The following is a 23,529-nucleotide window of genomic DNA, read 5'->3' on the forward strand; positions in this document are numbered from 1 at the left end:
AGTTACTCACCAGAAAGGGAACATGTGGCGGGTTGGACCCGCACACCAGCCGACCGCAATATGAAGGCATAGAGATTCTGGGAGCGCAAAGAACAACTATATGCCGGAATCTTCGGCGTGTCTACTCTTTCCTTGACGAGTTTTCGACTTTCCGGTATAACCGCCGCGTTGCCCCCGATGTTCCCGTCAACCCGTGCTGAACCGGAGGCGCTGACCGGGGCGGAGCTGCGCCAGGAGGTCGCGGTCCGCGGCGCGCACGACCGCGATGACCGGATACCCGCCGGTGACCGGGTGGTCGGCCGACAGGATCGTCGGCAGACCGCTCGGCGGCACCTGGACCGCCCCGGCGACCATGCCCTCGCTCGGCAGTTCCCGACCGGGATCGAGTCGCTCGAGCGGCGGCCCGTCGAGGCGCATCCCGATGCGATCGGCGTCGGCCGTCATGCTCCACGGCTGCTCGACGAGGCGTTGCAGGGAGGCGTCGTCGAACCAGTCCCGGCGGGGCCCCGGCGAGACCCGCACGAGACGCTCCCCGGCGTCGGGCCGCGTCCACGGGGCGATGTCGAGCGGAGGGACGCGGCGGCGCGGGGTGGGGAGGACGGGGAGTCGATTGCCGGCGTCGACCGGTGCCGGACCGAGGCCGGCCAGGGTGTCGGTCGACCGCGAGCCGAGGACTTGCGGGCCGTCGAAGCCGCCGCGGACGGCGAGGACGTACCGGAGCCCGTGGGTCGCCGAGCCGAGTTCGAGCCGGGAACCGGCCTGCACGAGGACGGCGCGGTGCCCGTCGGACGGCCTGCCGTCGACGGTGATTGGACCCCACGCACCGGTCACGGCGATCCAGAGGTCGACGTCGGGGACGGCCACGAACGGGCCCAGGACGACCTCGAGCGCGGCACGGCCCTCCGGGTTGCCGACGAGACGGTTGGCGAGGCGCAGGGCGCCGCGGTCGAGCGCGCCGGACGGACTGACCCCGAGGGCCGCGGCCCCAGGTCGACCCAGGTCCTGCACGGTGGTCGCCGGTCCCGCCGCCTCCACGAGCAGGGTCCCGCCCATCATGCGGCGACCTGCACGAAGCGCACCCGGCCGCCGGGGACGAGGAGGGCGGGCGGGTCCGCTGCGTCGTCCCACAGCACGGCGTCGGTCGTCCCGATGATGCGCCACCCGCCCGGGGAGGCTCGCGGGTAGACGCCGCTGAACGTCCCGGCGAGCGCCACCGAACCGGCGGGGACGGTCGTCCGCGGCACGCTCAGGCGCGGGATCTCGAGCGGTGGGCCGATCGCCTCGTCCTCACGCTCCGGCACGAGGTAGGCGAACCCCGGCGCGAAGCCGCTGAAGGCGACGGTCCAGGCGTGAGCGGTGTGCCGGGCGATGAGACCGTCGGCGTCCATGCCGAGCAGCGCCGCGGTCTCGGCGAGGTCCTGGCCGTCGTAGCGGACGTGGATGACGGTGTCCGGCCGTCTTCCCGCTTCGTCGACAGCGCCGGTCGAGCCTCCCACGCCGGGTGCGAGCGTCCGTTCCGCGGTCGCGAGCAACCAGGCCCCCACCGCGGCGAGCGCCGGGCCCCGCGCGTCCGTCACGGCGAGCACGGTCCGGGCGGCAGGGACGAGGTCGACCAGTCCTGCCGGGCGTGAGGCGGCGAGCGCCCGGTGCACGAGCAGGACGTCCTCGAGCGATGCGAGTTCGAGGAGCACGGCCTCCTCCCCCATCGCTCGGAGCACGGGGCCGGTCGAGGTGTCCGCGTTCACCACGGCGCGACCAGTTCGACGCCGGCGTCCAGCAGGGCAGCCCTGACCGCCGTGGCGAGCGATACTGCCCCGGGGGTGTCGCCGTGCACGCAGAGCGAGACCGCGTCGAGTTCGACGTCTGCACCGTCGACACTGGTGATGCGTCGGTCGAGGACGAGGGAGACGGCGCGGCGGGCGGCGGCCGCCTCATCGGTGACCAGTGCCCCGGGGGTATCGCGCGGGACGAGCGAACCGTCGGAGCGGTAGCCGCGGTCGACGAAGGCCTCCGCGACGAAGCGGAGTCCGGCGGCGAGGGTCTCGCGTTCGATCACGGAGCCGGGCATCCCGAGCACGGGAAGTGGTCGCCCGAGCTCCTCGGAGGCCGTGACCACCGCCCGGACGACCGCGCGCGCCTGGACCCGGTCGTGCGCGATCCGGTTGTAGAGGGCGCCGTGCGGCTTCACGTAGGCCAGCCGTGCGCCGGCCCCGTCGGCCTCGCCGACCTCGTCGACCTCGTCGACCGCTCGCTGCAGGGCGCGGAGCTGCTCCAGGACCTCGGCCTCGAGCACCTCGGCCGGTACGTCCTGGTCGCGTCGACCGAAGCCCGCCTCGTCCCGGTAGGAGGGGTGGGCGCCGAGCGACACCCCGTGGGCCATCGAGCGGCGGACGGCCTCGCGCATGGACGCGTCGTCCCCGGCGTGGAAGCCGCAGGCGATGTTCGCGCTCGTGATGAGGGCGAACATGGCGTCGTCGTCGGCGGTCGGCGCACCGCGCCAGACCTCGCCGAGGTCGCTGTTGAGGTCCGCCTGCGCCACGGCCGCACCCCTTCCGCTCCGCCTCCCACCACTGCGGGAAAGTCTAGGGTGGGGGTATGGACGAGGCACAGGTACGACTCGGCGTCAGCGGATACCTGGCCAGGATCGAGGCCGACCGCTTCGTGCCGGGCACCTATCAGCTGGTGGTCGACGGCACGCCGCAGTCGCACGTCAACCTCGATCAGCCCGAGGAACTCTTCTTCGAGTACATCCAGCGGATCGGTCACATCATCGACGAGATCGCCGATCCCGGTCAGCCGATCACGGCGGTGCACCTCGGTGCCGGCGCGCTCACCCTCCCCCGCTACGTGGAGGCGACGAGGCCGGGCTCGCGGCAACAGGTCGTCGAGCTCGAGCGCGAACTCATCGATCTCGTGCGCGAGCACCTCCCCTGGTCGAAGCGCGCCCAGATCCGCGTCCGCTACGGCGACGCCCGCGAGATCGTCGCGAAGCTGCCGCCAGGCCTCCGCGGCACCGTCGACCTCGTCGTCGTCGACATCTTCAGCGGCGCCAACACGCCGGCCCATGTCACGAGCACCGAGTTCTACGCCTCGGCGGTCGAGCTGCTGTCGCCGACCGGCGTCATCGTCGTGAACGTCGCCGACGGCCGCGGACTCGCGTTCGCCCGCGGACAGGCCGCGACGCTCGCCGACTCCGTGTCGCACGTCGCCGCCCTCGCGGAGACGCAGATCCTCAAAGGCCGCCGCTTCGGCAACGTCGTCCTCGTCGGATCGAACACCGCCCTCCCACTCGACTTCCTACCGAGGCTCCTCGCGGCCGGCCCCCACCCCGCCAAGGCGGTGGCGGGCGCCGAGCTGCGCGCCTTCATCGCAGGGGCACAGGTCGTGACGGACACGACCGCCGTCCCCTCCCCGAACCCCGCCCAGGGCATCTTCCAGACGAAGGGCTGACCATGGCCACCACGCAGACGCCGCGACGACGGGGCCTGCGTGCGCCCGCCTCGCTCACCACTCTGCTCGCCGCCACCGCCCTGGCGCTCGTGGCCTGCACCGACGGGGAGCCACGATCACCGGGTACGGCCTCCCTCTCGCCCTCCCCTGCGCCGAGCGCGTCCGCGTCGACGCCCACATCCGCGGTCCCCACCGGACCGGTCGCCCCGACCGGTGAGGCCACCACGGTCGTCGGTGGCCTCGATGCGCCCTGGTCGATGGTGCGACTCGCCTCGGGCAGCACGCTGGTGAGCCAGCGTGACGCGGGCGACGTCCTCGAGGTCGTCAGCGGCGGCGCGGTGCGGCAGGTCGGCGTGGTCCCCGGGGTGGCCGCGGGAGGCGAGGGCGGGCTGCTCGGGCTCGCCGTCCTCACGCCGGCGGGATCGGAGACCGCGGGAACCTGGCTCTACGCCTACCTGACGACCTCGTCCGACAACCGCATCGTGCGGTTCCCGCTCACGGGAGCGGCCGGGTCGTACGCGCTCGGCGGCGTCGAGGAGGTCCTCGTCGGCATCCCCCGGGCCGGGAACCACAACGGCGGACGCATCGCGTTCGGACCGGACGGCATGCTCTACGCCACCGCGGGTGACGCCGGTGACCGCAGCCTGGCTCAGGACGTGGACAGCCTCGGCGGGAAGATCCTGCGGCTCACACCGGAGGGTGCGGTGCCGGGCGACAACCCGTTCCCGGGGTCGCCCGTCTACTCCCTCGGCCATCGCAACCCGCAGGGCATCGCGTGGGATCGCGACGGCGGCCTGTGGGCGAGCGAGTTCGGGCAGAACACCTGGGACGAGCTCAACCGGATCACCCCCGGTGGCAACTACGGCTGGCCGGTCGCCGAAGGCATCGCCGGAGCACCGGGCATGATCGACCCGGTCGCGCAGTGGGCCACGGAGGACGCGAGCCCGAGCGGTCTCGCGATCATCGACGACACGATCTTCATGGCCTCGCTCCGCGGCGAGCGCCTGTACGGCATCACCGACGGCGTGCACGTGCCGGCGGGGAGCAGCGCGCTCGTGGGCGTGATCGACGCGGTGCCCTACCTCGTCGGCGAGTTCGGACGGATCCGCGACGTCGTGGCCGGCCCGCCGGGGACCGCCTGGATCCTCACGAACAACACCGACGGCCGGGGCTCGCCCGGAACCGAGGACGACCGGATCGTCGAACTCCCCCTCGCCCCGCTCGCGGCCCGCTGAGGGCGACCGCCACACCGGTGGGTCATCCCGCTCCTGCGGTCCGGTGTCGGTCGCCGGGAGTACCATCCAGGCATGGCAGAACTCAGTCGGGTCACGGCGTGGGCACAGGCGCTCATCGTGCTGCACCTCGACCCGACGGTCTGGACCTTCGGCTTCGACAACGCCAAGCGACGCGCCGGCCTGTGCAACTTCACGACGAAGCGCATCACCGTCTCGCGCTATCTCGCTGCACGCTACGACGACGACGAGATCCACCAGATCCTCCTCCACGAGGTCGCGCACGCCCTCGCCGGGGCGCGCGCCGGGCACGGACCCAAGTGGCGCAAGGTCGCCGAGGAGATCGGCTACGAGGGCTCGCGTCTCCACGAGGGCCAGACGGCCGACGAACTCGCTCCGTGGGTCGGCACCTGCCCCTCGGGCCATGTCCTCTACCGGCATCGGCGCCCGAGCCGGGCCACCTCGTGTGGCAAGTGCTCGCGCTCCTGGGACGAACGCTTCCTCCTCAGCTGGGTGCACCGGGAGGTCACGCCGGCCATGCGGCGTCGGGCGGCCGCGTTCGACGGGTCCACCCCGCCCGAGCCGGGCATCGGGTCATGACCGGCGGCGCGGTTCCCACCGACAGCTGGATCGCACTCCTGCGCGGGGTCAACGTCGGCGGCGTCACGATCCGCTCCGCCGACCTCGCCGAGGTGTTCCGGTCGGCCGGGTTCTGGGGAGTCCGCACCGTCCTCGCGAGCGGCAACGTCGTCTTCGACGACCCAGAGCACGAGCCTGGCGAGACCGCGGACGATGCACGCGGTGCGCTGAAACGGCGCATCGAGCGGTCGCTCGCGGAGGCCTTCGGATACGAGGCGTGGATCGTGCTCACGCATCAGCGCGCACTCGCCGACGTCATCGAGGCCTACCCTTGGCCGGAGGCCGAGCAGGTCCAGCCGTACGTCATGTTCTCCTCCGAGCAGGGCTCACTCGACGCCCTGCTCGCGTTCTCGGCGGAGGCCGGGGAGCAGCCCGACCGCGTGGCATCCGGCGACGGCGTCCTCTACTGGGAGGTCCCGAAGGGGTCGAGCACCGACACCGCCTTCGCGAAGGAGTCCTCGAAGGCCCGGTTCAAGCCGCACGTCACCACGCGCAACCTGCGGACGCTGCGCAAGCTCCTCTGAGCAGGCCGTTCCACGGCACCGGCGCAAGCCCCTGCGAGGTGCACCGAGGTGGCGTACGCTGAATTGATCAGCTAGCTGCACAATTCTGGAGGCATGCGTCATGACCGGCACCGATTCACCCACCACCGCGGACCGCGTCCGGCAGATCGCCGTCGCCGTCAGCGCGGTCCTCGCGATCATCGGCTCCTACATCGGGTCGGGAGCCGCCGGGGGGACGCAGGTCCAGAACGCGGCGAACGGTGCGTTGAGCGCCTCGTCGACGCCGATCGCACCGGACGGGCCCGCGTTCTCCATCTGGAGCGTCATCTACCTCGGGCTCGTCGCCTATGCGGTCTGGCAGTTCCTGCCCTCGCAGACGACCCGTGAGCGCCACCGTCGTCTCGGTTATTGGGTCGTGGCGAGCCTGCTGCTGAACGCGGCGTGGATCCTCGTGGTGCAGGCGGGCTTCCTGATCCTGAGCGTGTTCGTGATCATCGCCCTCCTGGGTGTCCTGGCCCGCATCTTCGTGATCGTGCTCCGGACCAGGCCGTCCGGCGTGGTCGACACGATCATCACGGACGGCACGATGGGCCTCTACCTCGGGTGGGTGTGCGTCGCGACGGCGGCGAACATCACCGCTGCGCTCGTCGGATCCGGGATCGGGAGCGCGGACGGCCCGGCCGCCGGTGTCTGGGCGATCATCGTCCTCGCGGTCGCCGGCGCGGTCGGGATCCTGCTCGCGGTCGTCGGCCGTGGACGGATCGCACCCATGCTGTCGCTCTGCTGGGGGCTCGCGTGGGTGGCCGTGGGCCGCTTCACCGGCGAACTGCTCTCGACCGAAGCCGGGGTCACGGCGCTGATCGTCGCGGTCGTGGTGGCCGTCGTCACCGTGGTCGTCCGCGTCTCGCGGGGACGCGACCGAGCGGCGCTCGTCGGCGCCTGACGCTCCGCACGCTCGACGGCCGCGGCGCTACTCGCCGGTGCGTCCGTCGAGCTGTTCGCGGAGGACGTCGATGTGCCCGAGGTGCCGGGCCGTCTCCTCGATCATGTGGAGCTCGATCCACCGCAGCGTGAACCGCTGGTCGTTGCCGAGGCAGACATCGTCGAGCTGATACCGCGACGCCACCTCGCGGGACTCCGCACAGGCCGCCTCGTAGTCGGCGATGATCTCGGCCAGGCTGTCGTCGGCCGTGACGCGCCATTCGCCGTCCGGGTCGTCGTCGGTCCACCGTGCCGGGACGTCCGACTGCCCGTCCATGTCCTCGCGGAACCAGCTGCGCTCGACATCGGCGAGGTGTCGGATGACACCCGAGACGGTCGTGATGCTCGGCAACAGTCGCTTGGCCGCGAGCTCGTCGGTGAGTCCGCGTGCCTTCCAGACGATGCTGGCGCGCTGCAGATCGAGGAAGCCCTCGATCGTCTCGCGCTCGCCCCCGCGCTCAGGCGGCTGCGGGCGGTCGCCCCAGTCGGCCATCAGTCGACGACCTCGACCTCGTTCCCGAAGGCGACGTAGCCGGAGAAGTCCTTGCCGACGCGGTCGAACGCGGTCGGATACGGGGTCGGGTACGACCAGGCCACATCGGGCTTGACCTCGCCGCCGTCGGTGACGCCCCAGTACTGGGCGTCGCCCTTCCACGGGCAGTGGTACTGGGTGTCGGTCTCGACGAAGCGCTCGCGGTTGAGGCTCGACGGCGGGAAGTACCAGTTGCCCTCGATCTTGATGAGCTCCGATTCGGAGGCTTCGGCGAGGACGGTGGTTCCGAGGAGTGCGCGCATGCGCCGAGACTACGCCCGGAACACCGCTCCGTCCAGGACCGGGACGACGCTTGACACGTCGACCTCGCGTGCCGCCTGCACATGCTGCGTGGCACCCGCCTGCGCGAGCTGCTGGGCGGTGGCGGACGCGGACAGCAGGTGCCCGACGCCGTTGCGCAGGCCCTCGTACGCGGCGGCAGCGGCGGCGGCCTCCGGTGAGGTGAAGTCGATGCCGCGGAGTCCCAGCGCCTCGATCACGGCGCCGGCCCCGAAGAGATCCTCGACGGCGAACCGGGTCTCGGCCGTGTCGTCGAGTTCACCGACCGCGATGACGACGATGCTCGTACGCCGTCCGAGCTCGGCCTGCTTCGCGATGATCCAGTCCGCGACCGCCGACCGGTTGCGCAGGCACCCGGCGACGACCGTCGCACCCGCGTCGGCGAGGAGCGTGGCGATCTGCGCCGTCTCACCGCGGTCGTCCAGCTCGGCGACGGCGACGGCCTCCCCGCCGCTGACGCGCTGCTCCACGGAGGTCGTCGCGTGGAGCACGTCCACGACGACCGCGACGTCCGCCGCCTCGACCCGCCCGGCTCCTGCGACGCCCCAGTCGAACCTCACCTGGTACTTGGTCTGGGCGAACGGCGGGTGGACGGGCGGCGGTGTGGCGGCTGCGATACTCACCCGTTCATCGTATCCACGCGCACCCACCCACCCCACGACTGTTGCGCCCGAAGACCTCCGTGGGGGGTGGTCGCCAGCGCGGTGCGCTGACGCGAGCGCGGGTCATCGGACGTGAGCGCGGGCCTCCGGAGGGGCGCGCTCACGCGCCAGACCCGCGGTGACGTCAGCGCACCGCGCTGGCGCAAGGAAAGGGGGTCAGCGGGAGGCGGTGGGGAAACGACGGTCGTCGGGGTGGGGCGGGCGCATCTCGTTGCGGATGAGCTCGAAGTCGTGACGACTGAGCTCGAGGAAGCCCCGGCGGAGCTGGACACCCCAGTTCCGGGTGAAGCTCGTGAAGTCGAGGAGCGCGAGCATCGGACGGATGGGTGCCTCGACCGCGTCCGGGTACCAGTCGACACTCCGCCGCCAGGGCCGCCAATCGGCACCGTCGGGTCGCGGTACAGCCGCCTGGTAGACGGTGTCGTCGGAGACCCGCCCGATCGCGGTGAACGCCTTGAGCGGCTCGCCGTCCGGGGTGCTGACCCGCGGCGAGTAGTACACGAACCCGTCGGACTCCCGCATCTGGTCGAGACCGCCGCGCTGCCCGTGGTTGATCTGCACGAAGCCCTGCCGGACGCCGAGGACGACGTGATCCCGCTGGATCACGCCCAGCCAGTACCGGATCGCCATAGGCACAGTCTTCCCTACCGGCGCACCCCCTGCAGCCGCCGAGCCGCACATGCGACACTGAGGCATGCGCGTGATGCTGAAACTCGTCCTGGACTGTGATGTCGACGTCGCCTGGCGGGCACTCCGCTCCCCGGCCGTCCTGCGGGAGCTCTACAGCCCCGTCATGGGACTCGAGGCGCTCGACGCCGACGGGTTCCCGACCATCTGGGAGCCAGGGGCGCACCGCGTCCGTGTGAAGGCCGCCGGCGCGATCCCGGTCGGCGACCAGATCATCGACCTCGAGTTCATCGAGCGCCGCGACGGCACCCGCATCCTCCACGACCAGGGCGACCCGGTCAGCGGGCCGCTCAGCAAGCTCGCCGGGTGGGACCACCAGATGGCGGTCGCCCGCGACAAGCACGACCCGACGAAGACCCTGTACCGCGACCGACTCGTGATCACCGGCGCGATCGCCCCGCTCTACTGGTACCCGCTGTGGGCGACGTGGCAGTGGCGCGGTGCCCGCATCAAGGCGCTCGCGCCGAGCTGGGCCTACGACCCGCCGCTCCCCGGCGACGAGGAGGACGACGAGGTCGGCGCGACGGTCGAGGGCGCCATCTGACGCCTCGCCGTCCGGAGGCCCGGCCGGCCGTGCGTCAGCGCTGAGCCGCCTCGCCCCAGTGCGTCGACTCGCCCGCGGGTGCGACCGTGCGCGGGACACCCGTGGCCGACGACCGCAGCACCTCGGGCAGGAACCGGTCCGGCATGTTCTGGAACGCGACCGGCCGCAGGAAACGGGTGATCGCGGCCGTCCCCACCGAGGTGCTCGAGTCGTTCGTCGTCGCCGGCCACGGTCCGCCGTGCTGCATGGCGGGCGTGACCGCGACGCCGGTGGGCCAACCGCCGAACAGCACCCGGCCGGCGTGCGCCGAGAGCTGCTGGACGAGTTCCACGAGGTCGTCGCTCGTCTCGTCGGCACCGGCGTGCAGGGTGGCCGTCAGGTTGCCCTCGCAGAACTCCGGCACGAGAGGCGCGAACGCCGTACCGGCCGGGACCTCGACGAGGATCGACAACGGACCGAAGGCCTCGTCGAGCAGGGCGTCCCGACCGGCCCGCAGCGCGTCGATTGAGACCGCGACGATCGTGGGGGTCGCCCAGCCGTCGCCGTCCTCGTCGACCCGCAACGAACCCTCGGCGATGACCCGCACGCCGTCGGTGCCGAGGATCGTGTCGCGCCTCGCCTGGTACCCGGCCGTGATGCGGTCGTTCAGGAGTCGGTGCTCGGGGACCGCGGCAGCAGCCTCGCGGATCGACTCGTCGAGCCCCGCGCCGTCCGGCAGGTAGACGAAGCCGGGCTTCGTGCACAGCTGACCCGCCGAGCCCGCGACACTCGTGACGAATCCCGTCGCGATGGCCGTTGCGGACTCGTCGATGGCGGTCTGCGTCACGAACACGGGGTTGACGCTGCCGAGCTCGCCGAAGAACGGGATCGGGATGGGGCGCGCCGCCGCGAGGTCGGCGAGGATCCGACCCGCCCGGAGGGAGCCCGTGAAGGAACCGGCCCGGACGCGCTCGTCCTGCAGGGCGACGACGCCGGCCTCCTGGCCGATGATCGTCTGGAACACACCGTCAGGAGCCCCGGACGCGCGGAGCGCGGCCTCGACGACGGCCGCTGTCGCGAGCGAGAGCCGCGGGTGGCCGTCGTGCACCTTGAGGATCACCGGGCATCCGGCCGCGAGGATCGACGCGGTGTCACCACCGGCGACGGAGAAGGCGAACGGGAAGTTGCTCGCCGCGAAGTTCACGACGGGGCCGAGCGGCACGAGGACGCGGCGGAGTTCCGGGCGCGCGCCGAGCGCGAAGTCCGGGTCGGCCTCGTCGATCCGGACGTCGAGGTAGGAGCCGTCGACGATCGTCTCCGCGAAGAGCCGCAGCTGCACGGCGGTGCGGAGGAGCTCGCCGCGGAGCCGGGCCTCGGCGAGACCCGTCTCCTGCATGCCGACGGGGACGAGCTCGTCCGCGTGGGCCTGCAGGGCGTCGGCGACGGCGACGAGCGCTCGCGCACGGGCGTCCGCCGGCGTCGCGGCCCACGCGGGTGCCGCCGCGGCGGCCCGCTGGAGGACCTCCTCGAGCTGCTCGGGGGTGGTCTCAGCGATGGTGGCGTCGGGGGCTGGCATGGTCGTCATGTGATCCTCCGGGATCGTGGTGTGGTTCAGAACTGGAAGCCGGTCGGGAACGGATCGGCGGGGTCGAGGAGGTAGGAGCCGATACCGGTGACCCAGGCCCGACCGGAGATGGTCGGGATGACGGCCGGCCTGCCCGCCACCGTCGTCTCGGCGATCAGCCGGCCGGTGAACCGGCTGCCGATGAAGGACTCGTTGACGAAGTCCTGGTCGAGCGGCAGCTCACCGCGGGCCCAGAGCTCGGCCATGCGCGCCGAGGTTCCGGTTCCGCATGGCGAGCGGTCGAACCACCCCGGGAAGATGGCCATCGCATGCCGGGACAGCACGGCGTCGGATCCCGGTGCGATGAACTCGACGTGGTGGCAGTGGTCGAGCCCGGCGATCTCGGGGTGCACGGGCGGCGCCTGCTCGTTGATCGCCGCCATGATGCGCAGTCCTGCGTCGAGGATGTCCTGCTGGCGGTCGCGGTCGAAGGGCAGGCCCACGTCGTCGAGGTCGACCATCGCGTAGAAGTTGCCACCGAACGCGAGGCTGTACGGCACGGCGCCGAGGCCCGGCACCTCGATCGTGGCGTCGAGGCGGTCGACGTAGCTCGGGACGTTCTCGATCGTCACGCGGTCGGCGTGCCCGTCGCTGACGTCGACCCGCGCGATCACGAGTCCGGCGGGGGTGTCGAGCCGGATCGTCGTGACCGGCTCGACCACCTCCACCATGCCGGTCTCCACGAGGACCGTCGCGACCCCGATGGTGCCGTGCCCGCACATCGGCAGGCATCCGGACACCTCGATGTACACGACGCCCCAGTCGCAGTCCGCACGCGTGGACGGCTGCAGGATCGCCCCGCTCATCGCCGCGTGACCGCGTGGCTCGTTCATGAGGAAGAGCCGCAGGTCGTCGAGGTGCTCCATGAAGTGCAGGCGCTTCTCGTTCATGGTCGCGCCGGGGATCACGCCGACCCCGCCGGTGACGACGCGGGTCGGCATGCCCTCGGTGTGCGAGTCGACCGCACTGATCATGCGGGAGGACTTCATGGTGTGCCTCTCAGGACTGGTGGTCGTGGTCGGGGTGTCGCGTCGGCCGCCAGGCTCAGCGTGCCGCGAGGTAGTCGAGTGCGCGACGCGTCTGCATCGTGACCTGCTCCGTCTGGAGCGCGTTCAGCGGACCGCGCGGCGGACGCGTCGGACCACCGTAGCTCTCGCCGGCGATATCGATCGACAGCTTGATGGCCTGGACGAACTCCGTCTTCGAGTCCCACCCGAAGACGGGCACGAGCTCGCGGTAGAGGGTGCGGGCCTCGTCGACACGTCCCGAGGTGACGAGCGTGTACAGCTCGACGGCCTCGCGCGGGAAGGCGTTCGGGTAGCCGGCGAACCAGCCGACCGCGCCGGCGACGAGGGACTCGAAGAGGAGGTCGTCCGCCCCCGCGATGACGTCGAGGTCGGTCTTGTCCTGGATCTCGAGCACACGACGGATGTCGGCCGAGAACTCCTTCACGGCGACGACGTGCTCGAGCTTGGCGAGCTCGACGAGCAGGTCGGGCGTGAGGTCGACCTTGGTGTCGATCGGGTTGTTGTAGGCCATGATCGGCAGGCCGACCTCGTCCACGCGGCTGTAGTGCTCGATGACCTCGTCGTCGTTCGCCCGGTAGATGGTGGGCGGCAGGAGCAGGACGCCGTCCGCGCCGTCCTCCTTCGCGTACTCGGCCCACTGCTGGGCCTGGTGCCAGCCGACGCCGTGCACCCCGGCGACGACGAGGCCGCGGTCGCCGACGGTGTCGACCGCGACCTGGATGACCTTGCGACGCTCGGCGTCCGTCAGCGACGAGTACTCGCCGAGCGAGCCGTTCGGGCCGACGCCGCGGCAGCCGTTCTCGATGAGCCAGTTGCAGTGCTCGGCGAAGCGGTCGTAGTCGACGGCGAGGCCTGCGGGCGCCGAGGCGTCCTCCTTGAACGCGAGGGTGGTCGCGACGATGACGCCGCCGAGGTCGAACTGCTTGGCCATGGGTGGTTCCTTTCCGAGGGAGTGGTGCGGAGACCGGTCGGTCATCCTGGGTGTTCGGCCGTCGGGGTCGACGGCGGTTCGTGGGGAGGGTGTCCCGGTGCCTGCGCGGCGAGTTCGCCGATGCGCAGCGGGGAGGCGATGGGCCGGCGGTCGCTCGAGACGCCGTCGATGAGGCCGCTGCCGCCGGATTCGGAGGCGACGCGGTGGAGGAGCTCCTCGACGGTGCGACCGCACATGCGGCCCTGGCAGATCCCGAGCCCGGCACGCGTGCTGAGTTTGAGCGAGCGCAGGCCGGTCGCGCAGGTGGCGGTAGCCGTCGTGCGCAACGAGCCGTAGTCGACCTCCTCGCAGCGGCAGATGGTGGTGTCGTCGTCGAGCCAGTCGCTCCAGCCGGCACGGATGCCGTGGGCGCGTTCGAGCCGGTCGGCGAAGGCGAGGAACGTGTCGCGCCGGCTCACGGCGGCACGGATCCCGGAGGCACCGGGGAGTCCGCCGGCCGCAGCGTGTCCCGCCACAGCCCCTTCCGCGAGCGCAGCGTCGACACCCCCGATCCCGGTGATCTCCCCCGCCGCGAAGACGGTCGGGACGCTCGTGCGCTGCTCGGCGTCGACCTGGACGAACCGGGCGTCGGTGAGCGCGCAGCCGACCGCGACGGGCAGCTCGAGCCGCGGGGTGAACCCGTGGCTGACGCACACGGCGTCCGCTTCGACCGTGCGCTCGGTCCCGGGGATCGGCGACCAGTCGGCGTCGACGGCGGCGATGGTCACACGCTCGACCCGGTCGGTGCCGTGCGCGGCGACCACGGCGTGACCGACGCGGTACGGGATCCGGTGGCGGAGGTGGCCGCCGACGTAGCCGAGCAGCTCACCGGCCTTCCCGGTCACGCCGAGCAGCTGCCAGGGCTTGGGAAGCCAGCCCCGGGCGAGTCCGCCGACGGTCGTGGCCTCGTAGACCCCGAGTACGCGTGATCCGGTCGCGGTCAAGGACGCGGCCACCGGCAACAGGAACGGTCCGGCACCGGCCACGACCACCCGCTGACCGACGGCGACCCGCTCGCCCTTCGCGAGGGCCTGGGCGGCACCGGCCGAGAACACGCCGGGGAGGTCCCAGCCGGGGAACGGCAGCGTGCGGTCGTGCGCGCCGGTCGCGAGGACGAGCGCGTCCGGCCGAAGGGTGAGCGGCGTGCGGTCGGTGCCGTCCGGCGGTCCGACGAGGACGTGCAGGCGCAAGCCGGTCGCCCCGGAGGTGTCGTCGGAGCCGTGGTCGGCGGCACGGTCGACGTCGATCGCCCAGACCTGCGCCTCGGTGATCACCGTGCAGCCGTCGTCGGTGTCGAGCGCCGCACGCATGGCGACGAAGCGCTCGAACCCGTGGTGCAGCGAGGCCTCGGCCGCGGACGGCCGGCTGGCCGGCAGGTGCCGCCAGTACTGACCGCCGAGCTCGTCCGAGGCGTCGAGCAGCGTGACGGACGCGCCGAGGGCTCGCGCGGCGAGCGCGGCCTGGAGGCCGGCGGGACCTGCACCGACGACGACGACCTCACGCTGCCGGGCGCTCATGTCCGGTCCCCGAACGGGTCGTTCTCCGTCGTGGGTTCCGGGAGGGCGTCGTGCTGTGTCTCGATGCGGTCGCCGTCCGCGGCGCGACGCTGGCAGGCACGGACGTCCCGCTGGCCGTTCACCGTGACGATGCAGTCGAAGCAGACCCCGATGCCGCAGAAGACGCCGCGCGGCTTCCCGGACCCACTGGTGCGGCGCCAGGCGAGGACGCCGGAGCCCAACAGGACACCGGCGATCGTCTGGCCGCGGAGTCCGTCGAGGGGCGTCCCGTCGAGGTCGATGCGCAGCGCGTCCTCCGTACCGGGCACGATCCGGTCGTCCGTCGCGGGCAGTCGTCTCGAGACCATCAGGCCACCTCCGCCGGCCGGTCGACGCGCAGGTGCGGGGCGAGCCCCGGGCGGTCGAGTTGGAACGGGGCGTCGTCGAGGTCGGTGGATCCACCGAGCAGGCGGGCGGCGATGAGTTCAGCGGTCGCGAGGGCCAGTCCGATGCCGGCGCCCTCGTGGCCCGTCGCGTGCCACAGGCCGTCGACGCGGTGGTCGGGGCCGATGACCGGGAGGTGGTCGGGCATGTACGGCCGGAAGCCGCCGTAGCTGCGCATGACCGAGGCGTCGCGGAGGAACGGGAAGAGGCGCAGCGACTTCGCCGCAACCTCGCGGAGCACGTCGACGTCGAGGCGCGCGTCGAATCCGATCTGCTGCCGGCTCGAGCCGATGAGGACAGTGCCCGCGGCGGTCGACTCGACGACGCTCGAGGTCTGGAGCGAGGCGTCGCTCGACTGCGTGGCCCCGAAGTAGTCGCCGTCGTAGACCTTGTGGTGCACGCGGTGCGGCATGCGGGTGGTGACGAGGACCATGCCGCGTCGGGGACGGACCGGGACGGGTGCCCCGAGCAGGTCGCCGAGCTCGGCCGACCACGGTCCGGCGCAGACGAGGACCGCGTCGCCCGAGACGTCGCCCACGGAGGTCCGGACACCCGTGAGGCGTCCGGTCGCGCTCCGGACGCCGCCCGTCACGGTGACGCCGGTGCGCACGACAGCGCCCGCCCGCCGGGCCGAGGCGAGCAGGGCCTCCGTGGCGATGACGGGCTGGACCTGTGCATCCTCGGGATAGTGGACGGCCGCCGTGGACGAGCGGGTGATCGACGGCTCCGCCGCGAGCAGCTCGTCCTCGGTGAGGGGTCTGGCGTCGACACCGGCCGCGCGCTGGGCGGCGGCGAAGTCGAGCAGGGGCTGCGCGCCGGCCTCGGTGGTGGCGACCACGATGCCGCCCTTGCGCTCGAACTCGATGCTCGGGAAGGTCGGTCCCAGTTCGGCCACGAGTTCGGCGGTGACGACGGGCCAGAGGCGCGAGGCGTACCGGGCGAGGTCGAGTTCGGGGCCCGGCCCCTTGTCGGAGACGAGGAGGTTCCCCTCCCCCGAGCCGCTCGTGCCGCCGGCGGCGGCCGAACGGTCGAGCACGACGACCTCGGCACCGCGTCGGGCGAGGATCCGCGCGCAGGCCGCACCGACGATGCCGGCGCCGACGATGACGATGCGGGTCACGTGCGGTCCTCTCGGTCGATGCGGGGAAGGGCTTTCAGTAATGTGTCACACATTCACTGAACAGGCAAGCGTGCACCATCGCGGGTCCTGGTCGAGGTCCGCGCACGCACGCCCGGGGCTACTCGGCGTCGGATTCGGGCTTGCCGGCCCACCAGCCGGTGGTGTGCCCGATGTGTCGGTGCATGAGCTCGCGCGCGGCGACCCCGTCACCCCGCTCGAGGGCGTCGAGGAGCTCGTGGTGCTCCACGGCCGAGCGGTCGAGCTGCTGCGAGTCGAGCATGGCGGCCAGTCCCACGAGCCGGGTGCGTCCGCGGAGGTCCGCGACGAGCTCGACGAGCAGCGGGTTGCCGAGTTTCGCGGTGAGCGCGAGGTGGAACGCCTGGTCGGCTTCGAGGTACCGGGTCAGGTCGCCGTCGCGGGCACCGGCCACGATGTCGTCCGCCTGCTGCCGGAGCTCGGGCAGCGACTCGTGGTCGAAGACCTCCGCCAGGTCCGCCATCGCGGGCGGCTCGAGGAGCTGGCGGATCTGCGCCGTGTTGCGGAGCGAGGCCTCGCTGACGACCGTGACGCGGAACCCCTTGTTCCGGACCGCCTCCACGAAGTCGCGCTTCTCGAGATCGAGCATCGCTTCGCGGACCGGGGTCGCCGAGACGTTGAACTGCACCGCCAGCGTCGGTACCGAGATCATCGTCCCCGGCGCGAGCTCGCCCGAGATGATCGCCGCGGACACCGCCCGCTCCACCTGCGCCCGCAGGCTCAGCCGTTCCTCGGCCGGTCGGATCGCCGACATGCTCATCGCGACTCCCATCCTTCGTCTCCCACCACGGTCCGCTCAGGTTACTGGGCGCGCATCCACGCTTCGATGCCCGACGCGTCGATGGGCAGCGCATCCGACAGCACCTCGGCGCCGTCGGCCGTCACGAGCAGGTCGTCCTCGAGCCGGACGCCGATGCCGCGCAGTTCCGGTGGAACCGTCTCGTCGAAGGCGTGGAAGTACAGCCCCGGCTCGACCGTGAGCACCATGCCGGGCGCCATCGAGCCGCCCTGGTAGGCCTCGTAGGAGGACTTGGCGCAGTCGTGGACATCGAGGCCGAGGTGGTGACCGATGCCGCACACGAGGTACCGCCGATGCTGTTGCCCGATCGGGCTGAGCGCCTCGTCGACGGACACCGGCAGGAGGTCCCAGTCGTGGAGTCCTTGCGCGATGACCTCCATGGCCGCGTGGTGGAAGTCGGTGAAGTCGCGGCCCGGCCGCACGGCGGCCATCCCGGCGCGGTGGGACGCCTCGACGAGGTCGTGGACCCGACGCTGCTCCGGGCTGAAGGTGCCCGAGACGGGGAAGGTGCGGGTGACGTCGGCCGTGTAGAACGCACGCGTCTCCACGCCCATGTCGAGCAGGATCGCGTCCTCGGGGCGGACCGGGCCGTCGCAGCGCACCCAGTGGAGCGTGGGTGCGTGCGCGCCGCTCCCGACGATGGTCGAGTAGCCGGGGCCGTTCCCCGTGGTGCGGGCGTGCCGGTCGAAGGTCCCCTGCAGCCAGCGCTCACCGCCGCCGGCGACGGCCGTCGGCAGCTCTCGGATCACGGCGGAGAACCCGCCGACGGTCGCGTCGACCGCTCGCCGCAGCTCCGCGATCTCCCAGTCGTCCTTGATCATGCGCAGTTCCGAGAGCACGCGGCCGAGTTCCGGCGCGACCGTCAGCGGCTCGAGCGCGCGGTGCCGCGAGGTCAGGGTCCCCGCCAGGAGCGGTCGTTCGACGCCTCGGAGCGCGTCGGGCAGCGCGGCGAGCACCTCGACGCGGAGGTCGAGGACCGCCGACCAGTCGGCCGGCCCTGGCGCCGAACCGACCCAGAGCTCGCCGTGGTTGGCGTCGGCGAAGAACCCGGTCTCGCCCGGGTGTGCCGGTGCCGGGACGTACAACGTGGCGTCGTGGCCGGCACCGCTCGGACGCAGCACGAGGACCGCGTCCTCGGCGGAGCAGCCGGTGAGCCAGAAGAAGTCGCTGTCGGGGCGGAAGTCGTAGTTCGAGTCGTTGGCCCGGACGGGCGCGCGACCGGCGGCGACGACGAGCGTCCGCCCGACGAAGGCCTCGCTCAGCCGATGACGGTGCTCGGCTGCGGCCGCGGCGATCCCGGGCTCGACCGGCGGCGTGCGGTCGGGGGTGCCCCAGCCGGTGCCGAGGAACTCGCGGAACGCCGGCACCTCTGCCAGGCGGGGCAGCTTCGGGTCCGGGTTCGCCGGGCGCGGCATGGACGTGGCCGGTGCCTCAGTGGTGGCGGGCGCGAGGCCCGCCGTCTGCTCGGGTGTCTGCTGCTGTGTGTCGGTCATGCCTGCTCCTCGTCCGCGCGACGGCCGCCGCGCTCGTCCACCATCGAGAACAGGCGGCGCACCACGGCGGCGTCCTGGATCCCGTCGTGCTCGTACTCGTTCGTGACCCAGGCGGTCGCCCCGCCGACGGCGTCGACCGTCTCCAACTGCAGCTGCGCGTCCACGTACATGTCGTCGTAGTACACGGCCGCGGCGAGCGGCACCGTGCTCGTCTGCAGGACCGCGGGGTCGTACAGCGGATCCCAGTCGGTCTTGGCCGCCAGTCGCTCCACCGCACCCTGGAAGGGTCGGAGCGATCGGATCTCCTCGAACATCCAGGGGTACACCATCTCGCCCGTGAACAGCAGCGGCCTGGCCGTCTCGGCGAACGCCGGCCGTGCATCGCGCTCGGCCTGCGCCGCCCACGCGGTCGCCCCCGAGCCGGCGGCACCGTAGATGCTCTCCTGCAGGGCGATGAAGAGGGGGTTGTCGACGTAGGACGTCCTCCCCCAGACCTGCGCCAGGAAAGTGTCGCTCAGGCGGTCGCCGCTGTCGAACGCCTCGTCGAGCAGCCAGTGGAGGCGCTCGTAACCGGGCTTCATCCCGAAGTCGATCCCGAGGTTCTGGAAGCGCCGCACGGTGAGTCGGTCGCCGTCAGGCAGGAGCACCTCCTCGGCGGCGAGTCGGTCGGCGATCCGCGCGACGGTGTCGACGTCCTGGGGGTACCGCTCGGCGAAGGCCCGGTTCTTGCGCTCCGTGCGCGGATAGGTGCGGCGGTAGACCTCAGCCGCCGACGGGTGGATGCCTGCCAGACCGCCCGTGACGTAGCAGGCTGCCAGTCCCTCCGAGGCTCGTGAGAGGTAGGTGAGGGTGAGGAACCCGCCGTAGCTCTGACCGAGCGTCGACCAGCGACGGCCACCGAAGACGGTGCGGCGCAGGTACTCGGCGTCGTCGACGATCGAGTCGGCCCGGAAGCGTTCCAGGTACTCGGCCTGTGCGGCAGCGTCACCGACGGCCGCGATGGACCGCCCGTCGATCCTGGTGCTCCGGCCGGTGCCGCGCTGGTCGAGCAGCACGAGCCGGAAGGTGCGGAGGGCCTCGGCGACCCAGCCGTCCCTGGACACCGGACGCGGGCCTTTGCCGCCCGGTCCGCCCTGGAGGAACACGAGGACCGGGAGCTGCTCGTCGCGACGCAGGGGGTCGACGAGTTCGCGGGCGAACACGCTGATCGTGCGGCCGTCGTCGGGCCGTCGCCAGTCGAGCGGGACGTCGACCGTGTGGTCGGTCACGTGGATCCCGGGCAGCAGGGAGGTGGTGGTGCGGTGGGTCATACCTCTGTCCTTCCGGCGGCCGATCCGTGCGTCCGCTCCTGTTCGAGCATGGTGGCACGCGCGGCCTCCCAGCTCGGGTCGATCGTGGGCACGGCGGCGAGCAGGGTCTTCGTGTACTCGTCCTGCGGGTGGTCGAAGATCGCCTCGCGGTCACCCTGCTCGACCACCTTGCCCCGGTGCATGACGGCGACGTCGTGGGCGATCTGCCGCACGACGGCGAGGTCGTGCGCGATGAACAGGTAGCTCAGGCCGCGCTCGGCCTGCAGGTCGCGCAACAGGTCGATGATGCGTGCCTGCACCGACACGTCGAGCGCCGACACCGCCTCGTCGCAGATCACGAGCTTCGGGGAGACGGCGAGCGCCCGGGCGATCCCGATGCGCTGGGCCTGGCCGCCGGAGAACTGCCGCGGGTAGCGCTGGAGGTGGTCGGGGTTCAGGCCGACGCGGTCGAGGAGGTCGCGCACGAGGGCGCGCTTGCCCTGCTTCGGGGTGATGCCCTGGTAGTCGAGCGGTGCCGACACGATGCGCTCGACGGTGTGCCGGGGGTTCAGGGAGGAGAACGGGTCCTGGAAGACGACCTGCACCTTCGTCCGGAACGCGGCGAGCGCCGGCCCACGCGCGGCGGTGACGTCCTCACCGTCGAAGGTGATCGTGCCGGCGGTCGGTTCGATGAGCTTCGCGATCATCCGCGCGGTCGTCGACTTGCCGCTGCCCGACTCCCCGACGATGCCGAGCGTCTCGCCCGAGCGGACGGTGAACCCGACGTCGTCGACGGCACGGAACTGGGTGGTGCGTGCGCGGAACGCCCCGTCCCCCTTGGTGGTGAAGTCCTTCGTCAGCCCGGTGGCCTGCAGGAGCACTGGTGCGTCGTTCATGCCTGTCCCTCTCCGGTCGTGGCGGGTGCCGTCGGCCGCTCGGTGAACGGGTCGTCGATCCGCGGGAGGGCGTCGAGGAGCGCCCGGGTGTACGCCGCCTGCGGCCGGGAGAAGATCTGTTCGGCCGTGCCCATCTCGACGGGGTCGCCGCCGCGCATGACGAGCACGTCGTCGGCGACCTGACTGACGACGGCGAGGTCGTGGGTGATGAAGATCATGCCGGCACCGGTCTCCCGTTGCAGTTCGGAGAGGAGGTCGAGGATCTGCGCCTGGACGGTGACGTCGAGCGCCGTCGTCGGTTCGTCCGCGATGAGCAGGTCGGGTTCCAGGCAGAGCGCCATGGCGATCATGATGCGCTGACGCATACCGCCCGAGAACTGGTGCGGGTAGTGGTCGACGCGCCGAGCGGCGTCGGCGATGCGGACCCGCTCCAGCGCCTCGATCGTGACGGCCCTGGCGGCCTTCCGGGAACCGCCGCGATGGGCGCGGTACGCCTCCTCGATCTGCAGTCCGACGGTGTAGTACGGGTTGAGCGAGGAGAGCGGGTCCTGGAAGACCATCGCGATCCGATCGCCGCGCACTCGGCGCATCTCGCGGTCGCTGCGACCGACGAGCTCGTGTCCGCTCAGCCGGACGCTGCCGGTCGTGCGCCCGCCGTTCGGGAGCAGTCCCATGATCGCGAGCGAGGTCATGGACTTGCCGGAGCCGGACTCGCCCACGATGCCGAGGGTCTGGCCGTGCTGGACCGCGAACGACGCCTTCCGCACCACGTCGATGTCGCCGGAGGTGGTCGGGAAGGTGACCGTGAGGTCGTCGACCTCGAGCAGCGCCGCCCCGGGGACGGGCAGGGAGATGGTCCTGGTGACGGTGGGGCTCATGCGCTCTTCACTCTCACTCTCGGGTCGAGGAACGTGTACACGACGTCGACCACGACGTTGCCGATGACCACGAAGAACGCGGCCAGGAGGGTGACGCCCATGATGACGGGCTGGTCGTTCTTCGCGATCGAGTCGGCGGCGAGCTTGCCGACGCCGTTCAGTCCGAACACCGTCTCGGTGATGAGGGCGCCGCCGAGGAGCCCCGCGAAGTCCATGCCGAAGAGCGTGACGACTGGGGTGAGCGCCGGGCGCAGCGCGTGGCGGCGCAGGATGAGCGGCGCGGGCAGGCCCTTCGCCCGGGCGGTCCGCATGAAGTTCTCACCGAGGGTGTCGATGACGTTCGCCCGGACGAGCCTCGCGTACATCGACGCGTAGCCGAGGGCGAGCACGATCCACGGCATGAGGTAGTTCTGGAACCACCGGACCGGGTCCTCGGCGAAGGGCACGGCCTGCGGGAACGGCAGGATCTGCAGTTGCACCACGAGGACGTACTGCAGGAGGAGCGCGAGGAAGTAGTTCGGCAGGCTGATGCCGGCGAGGGCGACCATCATCGCGCCACGGTCCCAGCCGGTCCCCTGCTCGACGGCGCTGAGCAGGCCACCGCTGACGCCGACGAGCAGCCAGAGGACCGCCGCACCGATCGCGACCGTCGCGGTCACGGGGAAGCGCGCGGTGATCATGTCCATGACGGACTCGTTGGTCTGGAAGCTGAAGCCGAGGCACGGTGCCGCGCAGGAGACCGCCGAGGCGCCCTCCCCGTAGCTCCGGCCCATGACGATCCCCCGGATGAACTCGAGGTACTGCTGCCAGAACGGCTGGTCGAGCCCGAGCTGCGCCCGGATCTGGTCGATGCGGTCGGGGGTGCAGGTCTTGCCGCAGATCTGCACCGCCGGGTCGGGCGACAGCAGGAAGAAGATGACGTAGGTGAAGAGGCTGATGAGCAGCAGGATACCGATCGCCGACGCGATGCGGCGCAGGAGGTAGAGGGTCATGAGGCGGCGTCTCCCGAGTCGAGGGCCTTGCGCAGGCGGTCGCCGAGCACGGTGAAGGACAGCACCGTGAGGAACAGGAAGGTGCCGGGGATCAGGAAGTACATCGGGTCGACCGCGTACCAGCCGACCGCGGTCGCGATCATCTGGCCCCAGCTCGGCGTGGGCGGGGTGACGCCGACACCGAGGAAGGAGAGGCCCGCCTCCGTGCCGATGTAACCGGGAACGGCGAGGGTGGCCAGGACGATGATGGTGCCGCGGAGGTTCGGCAGGATCTCGCGGAAGACGATGCGGATGCCCCCGGCACCCGAAGCGCGCGCCGACTCGACGAACTCGCTCGTCCGCAGCGACATCGCCTGACCGCGCACCACCCGGGCTGTGTACGGCCAGCCGAAGAGGCTCAGCACCACGACGAGCAGGACCGGTCGGTTGCCGGCGGGCAGGGCCGACAGGAGCGCGATCATGAAGATGAGCGACGGGAACGCCATGAGGAAGTCCATGACGCGGGAGACGACCTGGTCGACCCACCCGCCGTAGAAGCCGGCGAGCATGCCGAGCACGACGCCGAGCACGGTGGTGACGATCGTCGCCGAGACGGCGATCGACAGCGACACCTGCGCACCGAAGGCGATGCGCGCGAAGATGTCGCGTCCGTTCCCGGGTTCGACCCCGAACCAGTGCTCGGCGGAGATCCCGCCGAGGTTGCCGATCGGCACGCCGCCGAGGTCGGAGTCCACCGCCGACTTGTCGAAGGTGTACGGACCCCAGCCGCTGATCGCGGTGATCAGCGGGGCGAGGATCGCGAGCAGCACGACGAGCACGATGAACGCGACGCTGAGCAGCACCGGTGGGCTGGAACGGAGGGTGGCGATCACCCGCCGCGCGGGGGTGGGCGCACCGACCGGCGCACCCACCTCCTCGGCGACGGTGGTCAGCTCACTGGGAACGGACGACGACA

General features: G+C 71.7%; 26 protein-coding genes. 6 read left to right on the plus strand and 20 right to left on the minus strand.

The annotated features are described in order from the left end of the window. Positions 1–186: 186 nt before the first annotated feature. From ACZZZB_RS05060 to ACZZZB_RS05070, 3 genes are read right to left on the minus strand one after another with little or no spacing between them, the layout of a single operon-like run. Positions 187–1,056: a 5-oxoprolinase subunit C family protein gene (locus ACZZZB_RS05060; RefSeq protein ID WP_194644079.1), complete on the minus strand. Its 870-nt coding sequence runs from the start codon at positions 1,054–1,056 to the stop codon at positions 187–189. Beyond that, positions 1,053–1,748 carry a 5-oxoprolinase subunit B family protein gene (locus tag ACZZZB_RS05065; protein WP_463529114.1) on the minus strand — a complete coding sequence of 232 codons (696 nt, stop codon included), beginning with the start codon at positions 1,746–1,748 and terminating at the stop codon, positions 1,053–1,055. Before ACZZZB_RS05065 ends, ACZZZB_RS05060 begins: the two co-directional genes overlap by 4 nt. Further along, complete coding sequence (locus ACZZZB_RS05070) at positions 1,742–2,539, minus strand: LamB/YcsF family protein (RefSeq protein ID WP_463529115.1); 798 nt, start codon at positions 2,537–2,539, stop codon at positions 1,742–1,744. Before ACZZZB_RS05070 ends, ACZZZB_RS05065 begins: the two co-directional genes overlap by 7 nt. A gap of 56 nt (positions 2,540–2,595) precedes the next feature. Between ACZZZB_RS05070 and ACZZZB_RS05075 the strand changes: the two genes are divergently transcribed. From ACZZZB_RS05075 to ACZZZB_RS05095, 5 genes are all read left to right on the plus strand, one after another. Then, complete coding sequence (locus ACZZZB_RS05075) at positions 2,596–3,450, plus strand: spermidine synthase (RefSeq protein WP_071259566.1); 855 nt, start codon at positions 2,596–2,598, stop codon at positions 3,448–3,450. Positions 3,451–3,452: 2 nt separating this feature from the next. After that, positions 3,453–4,685 carry a PQQ-dependent sugar dehydrogenase gene (locus ACZZZB_RS05080; protein ID WP_194644073.1) on the plus strand — a complete coding sequence of 411 codons (1,233 nt, stop codon included), beginning with the start codon at positions 3,453–3,455 and terminating at the stop codon, positions 4,683–4,685. Positions 4,686–4,757: 72 nt separating this feature from the next. Next, the gene (locus tag ACZZZB_RS05085; RefSeq protein WP_064296385.1) at positions 4,758–5,282 is read left to right on the plus strand and encodes a SprT-like domain-containing protein; all 525 of its coding nucleotides are present in this window, start codon (positions 4,758–4,760) and stop codon (positions 5,280–5,282) included. Beyond that, positions 5,279–5,845 (plus strand): DUF1697 domain-containing protein, encoded by a 567-nt coding sequence (locus tag ACZZZB_RS05090; RefSeq protein WP_463529116.1) that lies wholly within the window; start codon positions 5,279–5,281, stop codon positions 5,843–5,845. The genes ACZZZB_RS05085 and ACZZZB_RS05090 overlap by 4 nt, the downstream gene beginning before the upstream one ends. Positions 5,846–5,945: 100 nt before the next feature. Further along, entirely contained in the window at positions 5,946–6,767 is an 822-nt protein-coding gene (locus ACZZZB_RS05095) for a TspO/MBR family protein (protein WP_463529117.1), read from the plus strand. 27 nt (positions 6,768–6,794) lie between these two features. Here the strand turns inward: ACZZZB_RS05095 and ACZZZB_RS05100 are convergent, their stop codons facing one another. The 4 genes from ACZZZB_RS05100 to ACZZZB_RS05115 all read right to left on the minus strand — a co-directional run bounded on the left by ACZZZB_RS05100 (position 6,795) and on the right by ACZZZB_RS05115 (position 8,929). Next, positions 6,795–7,298, minus strand: a complete 504-nt coding sequence (locus ACZZZB_RS05100; protein WP_079705231.1) for a DinB family protein — start codon at positions 7,296–7,298, stop codon at positions 6,795–6,797. Beyond that, on the minus strand, positions 7,298–7,600 hold the full coding sequence (locus ACZZZB_RS05105) for a DUF427 domain-containing protein (RefSeq protein ID WP_079705230.1): 303 nt from the start codon (positions 7,598–7,600) through the stop codon (positions 7,298–7,300). Before ACZZZB_RS05105 ends, ACZZZB_RS05100 begins: the two co-directional genes overlap by 1 nt. A gap of 9 nt (positions 7,601–7,609) precedes the next feature. Then, positions 7,610–8,260 carry a 2-phosphosulfolactate phosphatase gene (locus ACZZZB_RS05110; RefSeq protein WP_241161028.1) on the minus strand — a complete coding sequence of 217 codons (651 nt, stop codon included), beginning with the start codon at positions 8,258–8,260 and terminating at the stop codon, positions 7,610–7,612. A gap of 195 nt (positions 8,261–8,455) precedes the next feature. After that, entirely contained in the window at positions 8,456–8,929 is a 474-nt protein-coding gene (locus ACZZZB_RS05115) for an EVE domain-containing protein (protein WP_085510217.1), read from the minus strand. Between the two features lie 73 nt (positions 8,930–9,002). Between ACZZZB_RS05115 and ACZZZB_RS05120 the strand changes: the two genes are divergently transcribed. Continuing rightward, positions 9,003–9,530, plus strand: a complete 528-nt coding sequence (locus ACZZZB_RS05120) for a hypothetical protein (RefSeq protein ID WP_229940281.1) — start codon at positions 9,003–9,005, stop codon at positions 9,528–9,530. A 34-nt stretch (positions 9,531–9,564) separates the two neighbouring features. Here ACZZZB_RS05120 and ACZZZB_RS05125 read toward each other — a convergent pair whose 3' ends face one another. From ACZZZB_RS05125 to ACZZZB_RS05185, 13 genes are all read right to left on the minus strand, one after another. Next, a complete protein-coding gene (locus ACZZZB_RS05125) occupies positions 9,565–11,094 on the minus strand; it encodes an aldehyde dehydrogenase (NADP(+)) (protein WP_463529118.1) in 1,530 nt (509 codons plus the stop codon). 26 nt (positions 11,095–11,120) lie between these two features. Continuing rightward, the gene (locus ACZZZB_RS05130; RefSeq protein WP_194644061.1) at positions 11,121–12,122 is read right to left on the minus strand and encodes a proline racemase family protein; all 1,002 of its coding nucleotides are present in this window, start codon (positions 12,120–12,122) and stop codon (positions 11,121–11,123) included. A gap of 55 nt (positions 12,123–12,177) precedes the next feature. Further along, a complete protein-coding gene (locus ACZZZB_RS05135; protein ID WP_191940598.1) occupies positions 12,178–13,092 on the minus strand; it encodes a dihydrodipicolinate synthase family protein in 915 nt (304 codons plus the stop codon). 41 nt (positions 13,093–13,133) lie between these two features. Next, positions 13,134–14,648, minus strand: coding sequence for an FAD-dependent oxidoreductase (locus ACZZZB_RS05140; RefSeq protein WP_463529119.1), 1,515 nt, complete (start codon positions 14,646–14,648; stop codon positions 13,134–13,136). Further along, positions 14,645–14,995, minus strand: a complete 351-nt coding sequence (locus ACZZZB_RS05145; RefSeq protein WP_137242192.1) for a (2Fe-2S)-binding protein — start codon at positions 14,993–14,995, stop codon at positions 14,645–14,647. Before ACZZZB_RS05145 ends, ACZZZB_RS05140 begins: the two co-directional genes overlap by 4 nt. Continuing rightward, positions 14,995–16,191: an NAD(P)/FAD-dependent oxidoreductase gene (locus ACZZZB_RS05150; RefSeq protein WP_137242193.1), complete on the minus strand. Its 1,197-nt coding sequence runs from the start codon at positions 16,189–16,191 to the stop codon at positions 14,995–14,997. Before ACZZZB_RS05150 ends, ACZZZB_RS05145 begins: the two co-directional genes overlap by 1 nt. 118 nt (positions 16,192–16,309) lie before the next feature. After that, positions 16,310–16,987, minus strand: coding sequence for a GntR family transcriptional regulator (locus ACZZZB_RS05155; protein ID WP_192018663.1), 678 nt, complete (start codon positions 16,985–16,987; stop codon positions 16,310–16,312). 41 nt (positions 16,988–17,028) lie between these two features. Next, a complete protein-coding gene (locus tag ACZZZB_RS05160; RefSeq protein ID WP_463529120.1) occupies positions 17,029–18,519 on the minus strand; it encodes an aminopeptidase P family protein in 1,491 nt (496 codons plus the stop codon). Then, positions 18,516–19,829 carry an alpha/beta fold hydrolase gene (locus tag ACZZZB_RS05165; protein WP_229940277.1) on the minus strand — a complete coding sequence of 438 codons (1,314 nt, stop codon included), beginning with the start codon at positions 19,827–19,829 and terminating at the stop codon, positions 18,516–18,518. Before ACZZZB_RS05165 ends, ACZZZB_RS05160 begins: the two co-directional genes overlap by 4 nt. Beyond that, positions 19,826–20,704 (minus strand): ABC transporter ATP-binding protein, encoded by an 879-nt coding sequence (locus tag ACZZZB_RS05170; protein WP_137242196.1) that lies wholly within the window; start codon positions 20,702–20,704, stop codon positions 19,826–19,828. The genes ACZZZB_RS05165 and ACZZZB_RS05170 overlap by 4 nt, the downstream gene beginning before the upstream one ends. Continuing rightward, complete coding sequence (locus ACZZZB_RS05175; RefSeq protein ID WP_463529121.1) at positions 20,701–21,582, minus strand: ABC transporter ATP-binding protein; 882 nt, start codon at positions 21,580–21,582, stop codon at positions 20,701–20,703. The genes ACZZZB_RS05170 and ACZZZB_RS05175 overlap by 4 nt, the downstream gene beginning before the upstream one ends. After that, positions 21,579–22,574 carry an ABC transporter permease gene (locus ACZZZB_RS05180; RefSeq protein ID WP_463529122.1) on the minus strand — a complete coding sequence of 332 codons (996 nt, stop codon included), beginning with the start codon at positions 22,572–22,574 and terminating at the stop codon, positions 21,579–21,581. The genes ACZZZB_RS05175 and ACZZZB_RS05180 overlap by 4 nt, the downstream gene beginning before the upstream one ends. Beyond that, on the minus strand, positions 22,571–23,506 hold the full coding sequence (locus tag ACZZZB_RS05185; protein ID WP_064294392.1) for an ABC transporter permease: 936 nt from the start codon (positions 23,504–23,506) through the stop codon (positions 22,571–22,573). The genes ACZZZB_RS05180 and ACZZZB_RS05185 overlap by 4 nt, the downstream gene beginning before the upstream one ends. Positions 23,507–23,529: the final 23 nt, after the last annotated feature.

The organism is Plantibacter sp. AC185 (assembly GCF_979258065.1).

Coding starts and splice junctions, on each gene's coding strand:
- ACZZZB_RS05095 (WP_463529117.1), top strand. CDS start 5,946: ATGACCGGCACCGATTCACCCACCACCGCGGACCGCGTCCGGCAGATC.
- ACZZZB_RS05080 (WP_194644073.1), top strand. CDS start 3,453: ATGGCCACCACGCAGACGCCGCGACGACGGGGCCTGCGTGCGCCCGCC.
- ACZZZB_RS05180 (WP_463529122.1), bottom strand. CDS start 22,574: ATGACCCTCTACCTCCTGCGCCGCATCGCGTCGGCGATCGGTATCCTG.
- ACZZZB_RS05090 (WP_463529116.1), top strand. CDS start 5,279: ATGACCGGCGGCGCGGTTCCCACCGACAGCTGGATCGCACTCCTGCGC.
- ACZZZB_RS05130 (WP_194644061.1), bottom strand. CDS start 12,122: ATGAAGTCCTCCCGCATGATCAGTGCGGTCGACTCGCACACCGAGGGC.
- ACZZZB_RS05100 (WP_079705231.1), bottom strand. CDS start 7,298: ATGGCCGACTGGGGCGACCGCCCGCAGCCGCCTGAGCGCGGGGGCGAG.
- ACZZZB_RS05125 (WP_463529118.1), bottom strand. CDS start 11,094: ATGACGACCATGCCAGCCCCCGACGCCACCATCGCTGAGACCACCCCC.
- ACZZZB_RS05175 (WP_463529121.1), bottom strand. CDS start 21,582: ATGAGCCCCACCGTCACCAGGACCATCTCCCTGCCCGTCCCCGGGGCG.
- ACZZZB_RS05165 (WP_229940277.1), bottom strand. CDS start 19,829: ATGACCCACCGCACCACCACCTCCCTGCTGCCCGGGATCCACGTGACC.
- ACZZZB_RS05120 (WP_229940281.1), top strand. CDS start 9,003: ATGCTGAAACTCGTCCTGGACTGTGATGTCGACGTCGCCTGGCGGGCA.
- ACZZZB_RS05140 (WP_463529119.1), bottom strand. CDS start 14,648: ATGAGCGCCCGGCAGCGTGAGGTCGTCGTCGTCGGTGCAGGTCCCGCC.
- ACZZZB_RS05155 (WP_192018663.1), bottom strand. CDS start 16,987: ATGAGCATGTCGGCGATCCGACCGGCCGAGGAACGGCTGAGCCTGCGG.
- ACZZZB_RS05145 (WP_137242192.1), bottom strand. CDS start 14,995: ATGGTCTCGAGACGACTGCCCGCGACGGACGACCGGATCGTGCCCGGT.
- ACZZZB_RS05160 (WP_463529120.1), bottom strand. CDS start 18,519: ATGACCGACACACAGCAGCAGACACCCGAGCAGACGGCGGGCCTCGCG.
- ACZZZB_RS05085 (WP_064296385.1), top strand. CDS start 4,758: ATGGCAGAACTCAGTCGGGTCACGGCGTGGGCACAGGCGCTCATCGTG.
- ACZZZB_RS05170 (WP_137242196.1), bottom strand. CDS start 20,704: ATGAACGACGCACCAGTGCTCCTGCAGGCCACCGGGCTGACGAAGGAC.
- ACZZZB_RS05135 (WP_191940598.1), bottom strand. CDS start 13,092: ATGGCCAAGCAGTTCGACCTCGGCGGCGTCATCGTCGCGACCACCCTC.
- ACZZZB_RS05075 (WP_071259566.1), top strand. CDS start 2,596: ATGGACGAGGCACAGGTACGACTCGGCGTCAGCGGATACCTGGCCAGG.
- ACZZZB_RS05105 (WP_079705230.1), bottom strand. CDS start 7,600: ATGCGCGCACTCCTCGGAACCACCGTCCTCGCCGAAGCCTCCGAATCG.
- ACZZZB_RS05060 (WP_194644079.1), bottom strand. CDS start 1,056: ATGATGGGCGGGACCCTGCTCGTGGAGGCGGCGGGACCGGCGACCACC.
- ACZZZB_RS05115 (WP_085510217.1), bottom strand. CDS start 8,929: ATGGCGATCCGGTACTGGCTGGGCGTGATCCAGCGGGATCACGTCGTC.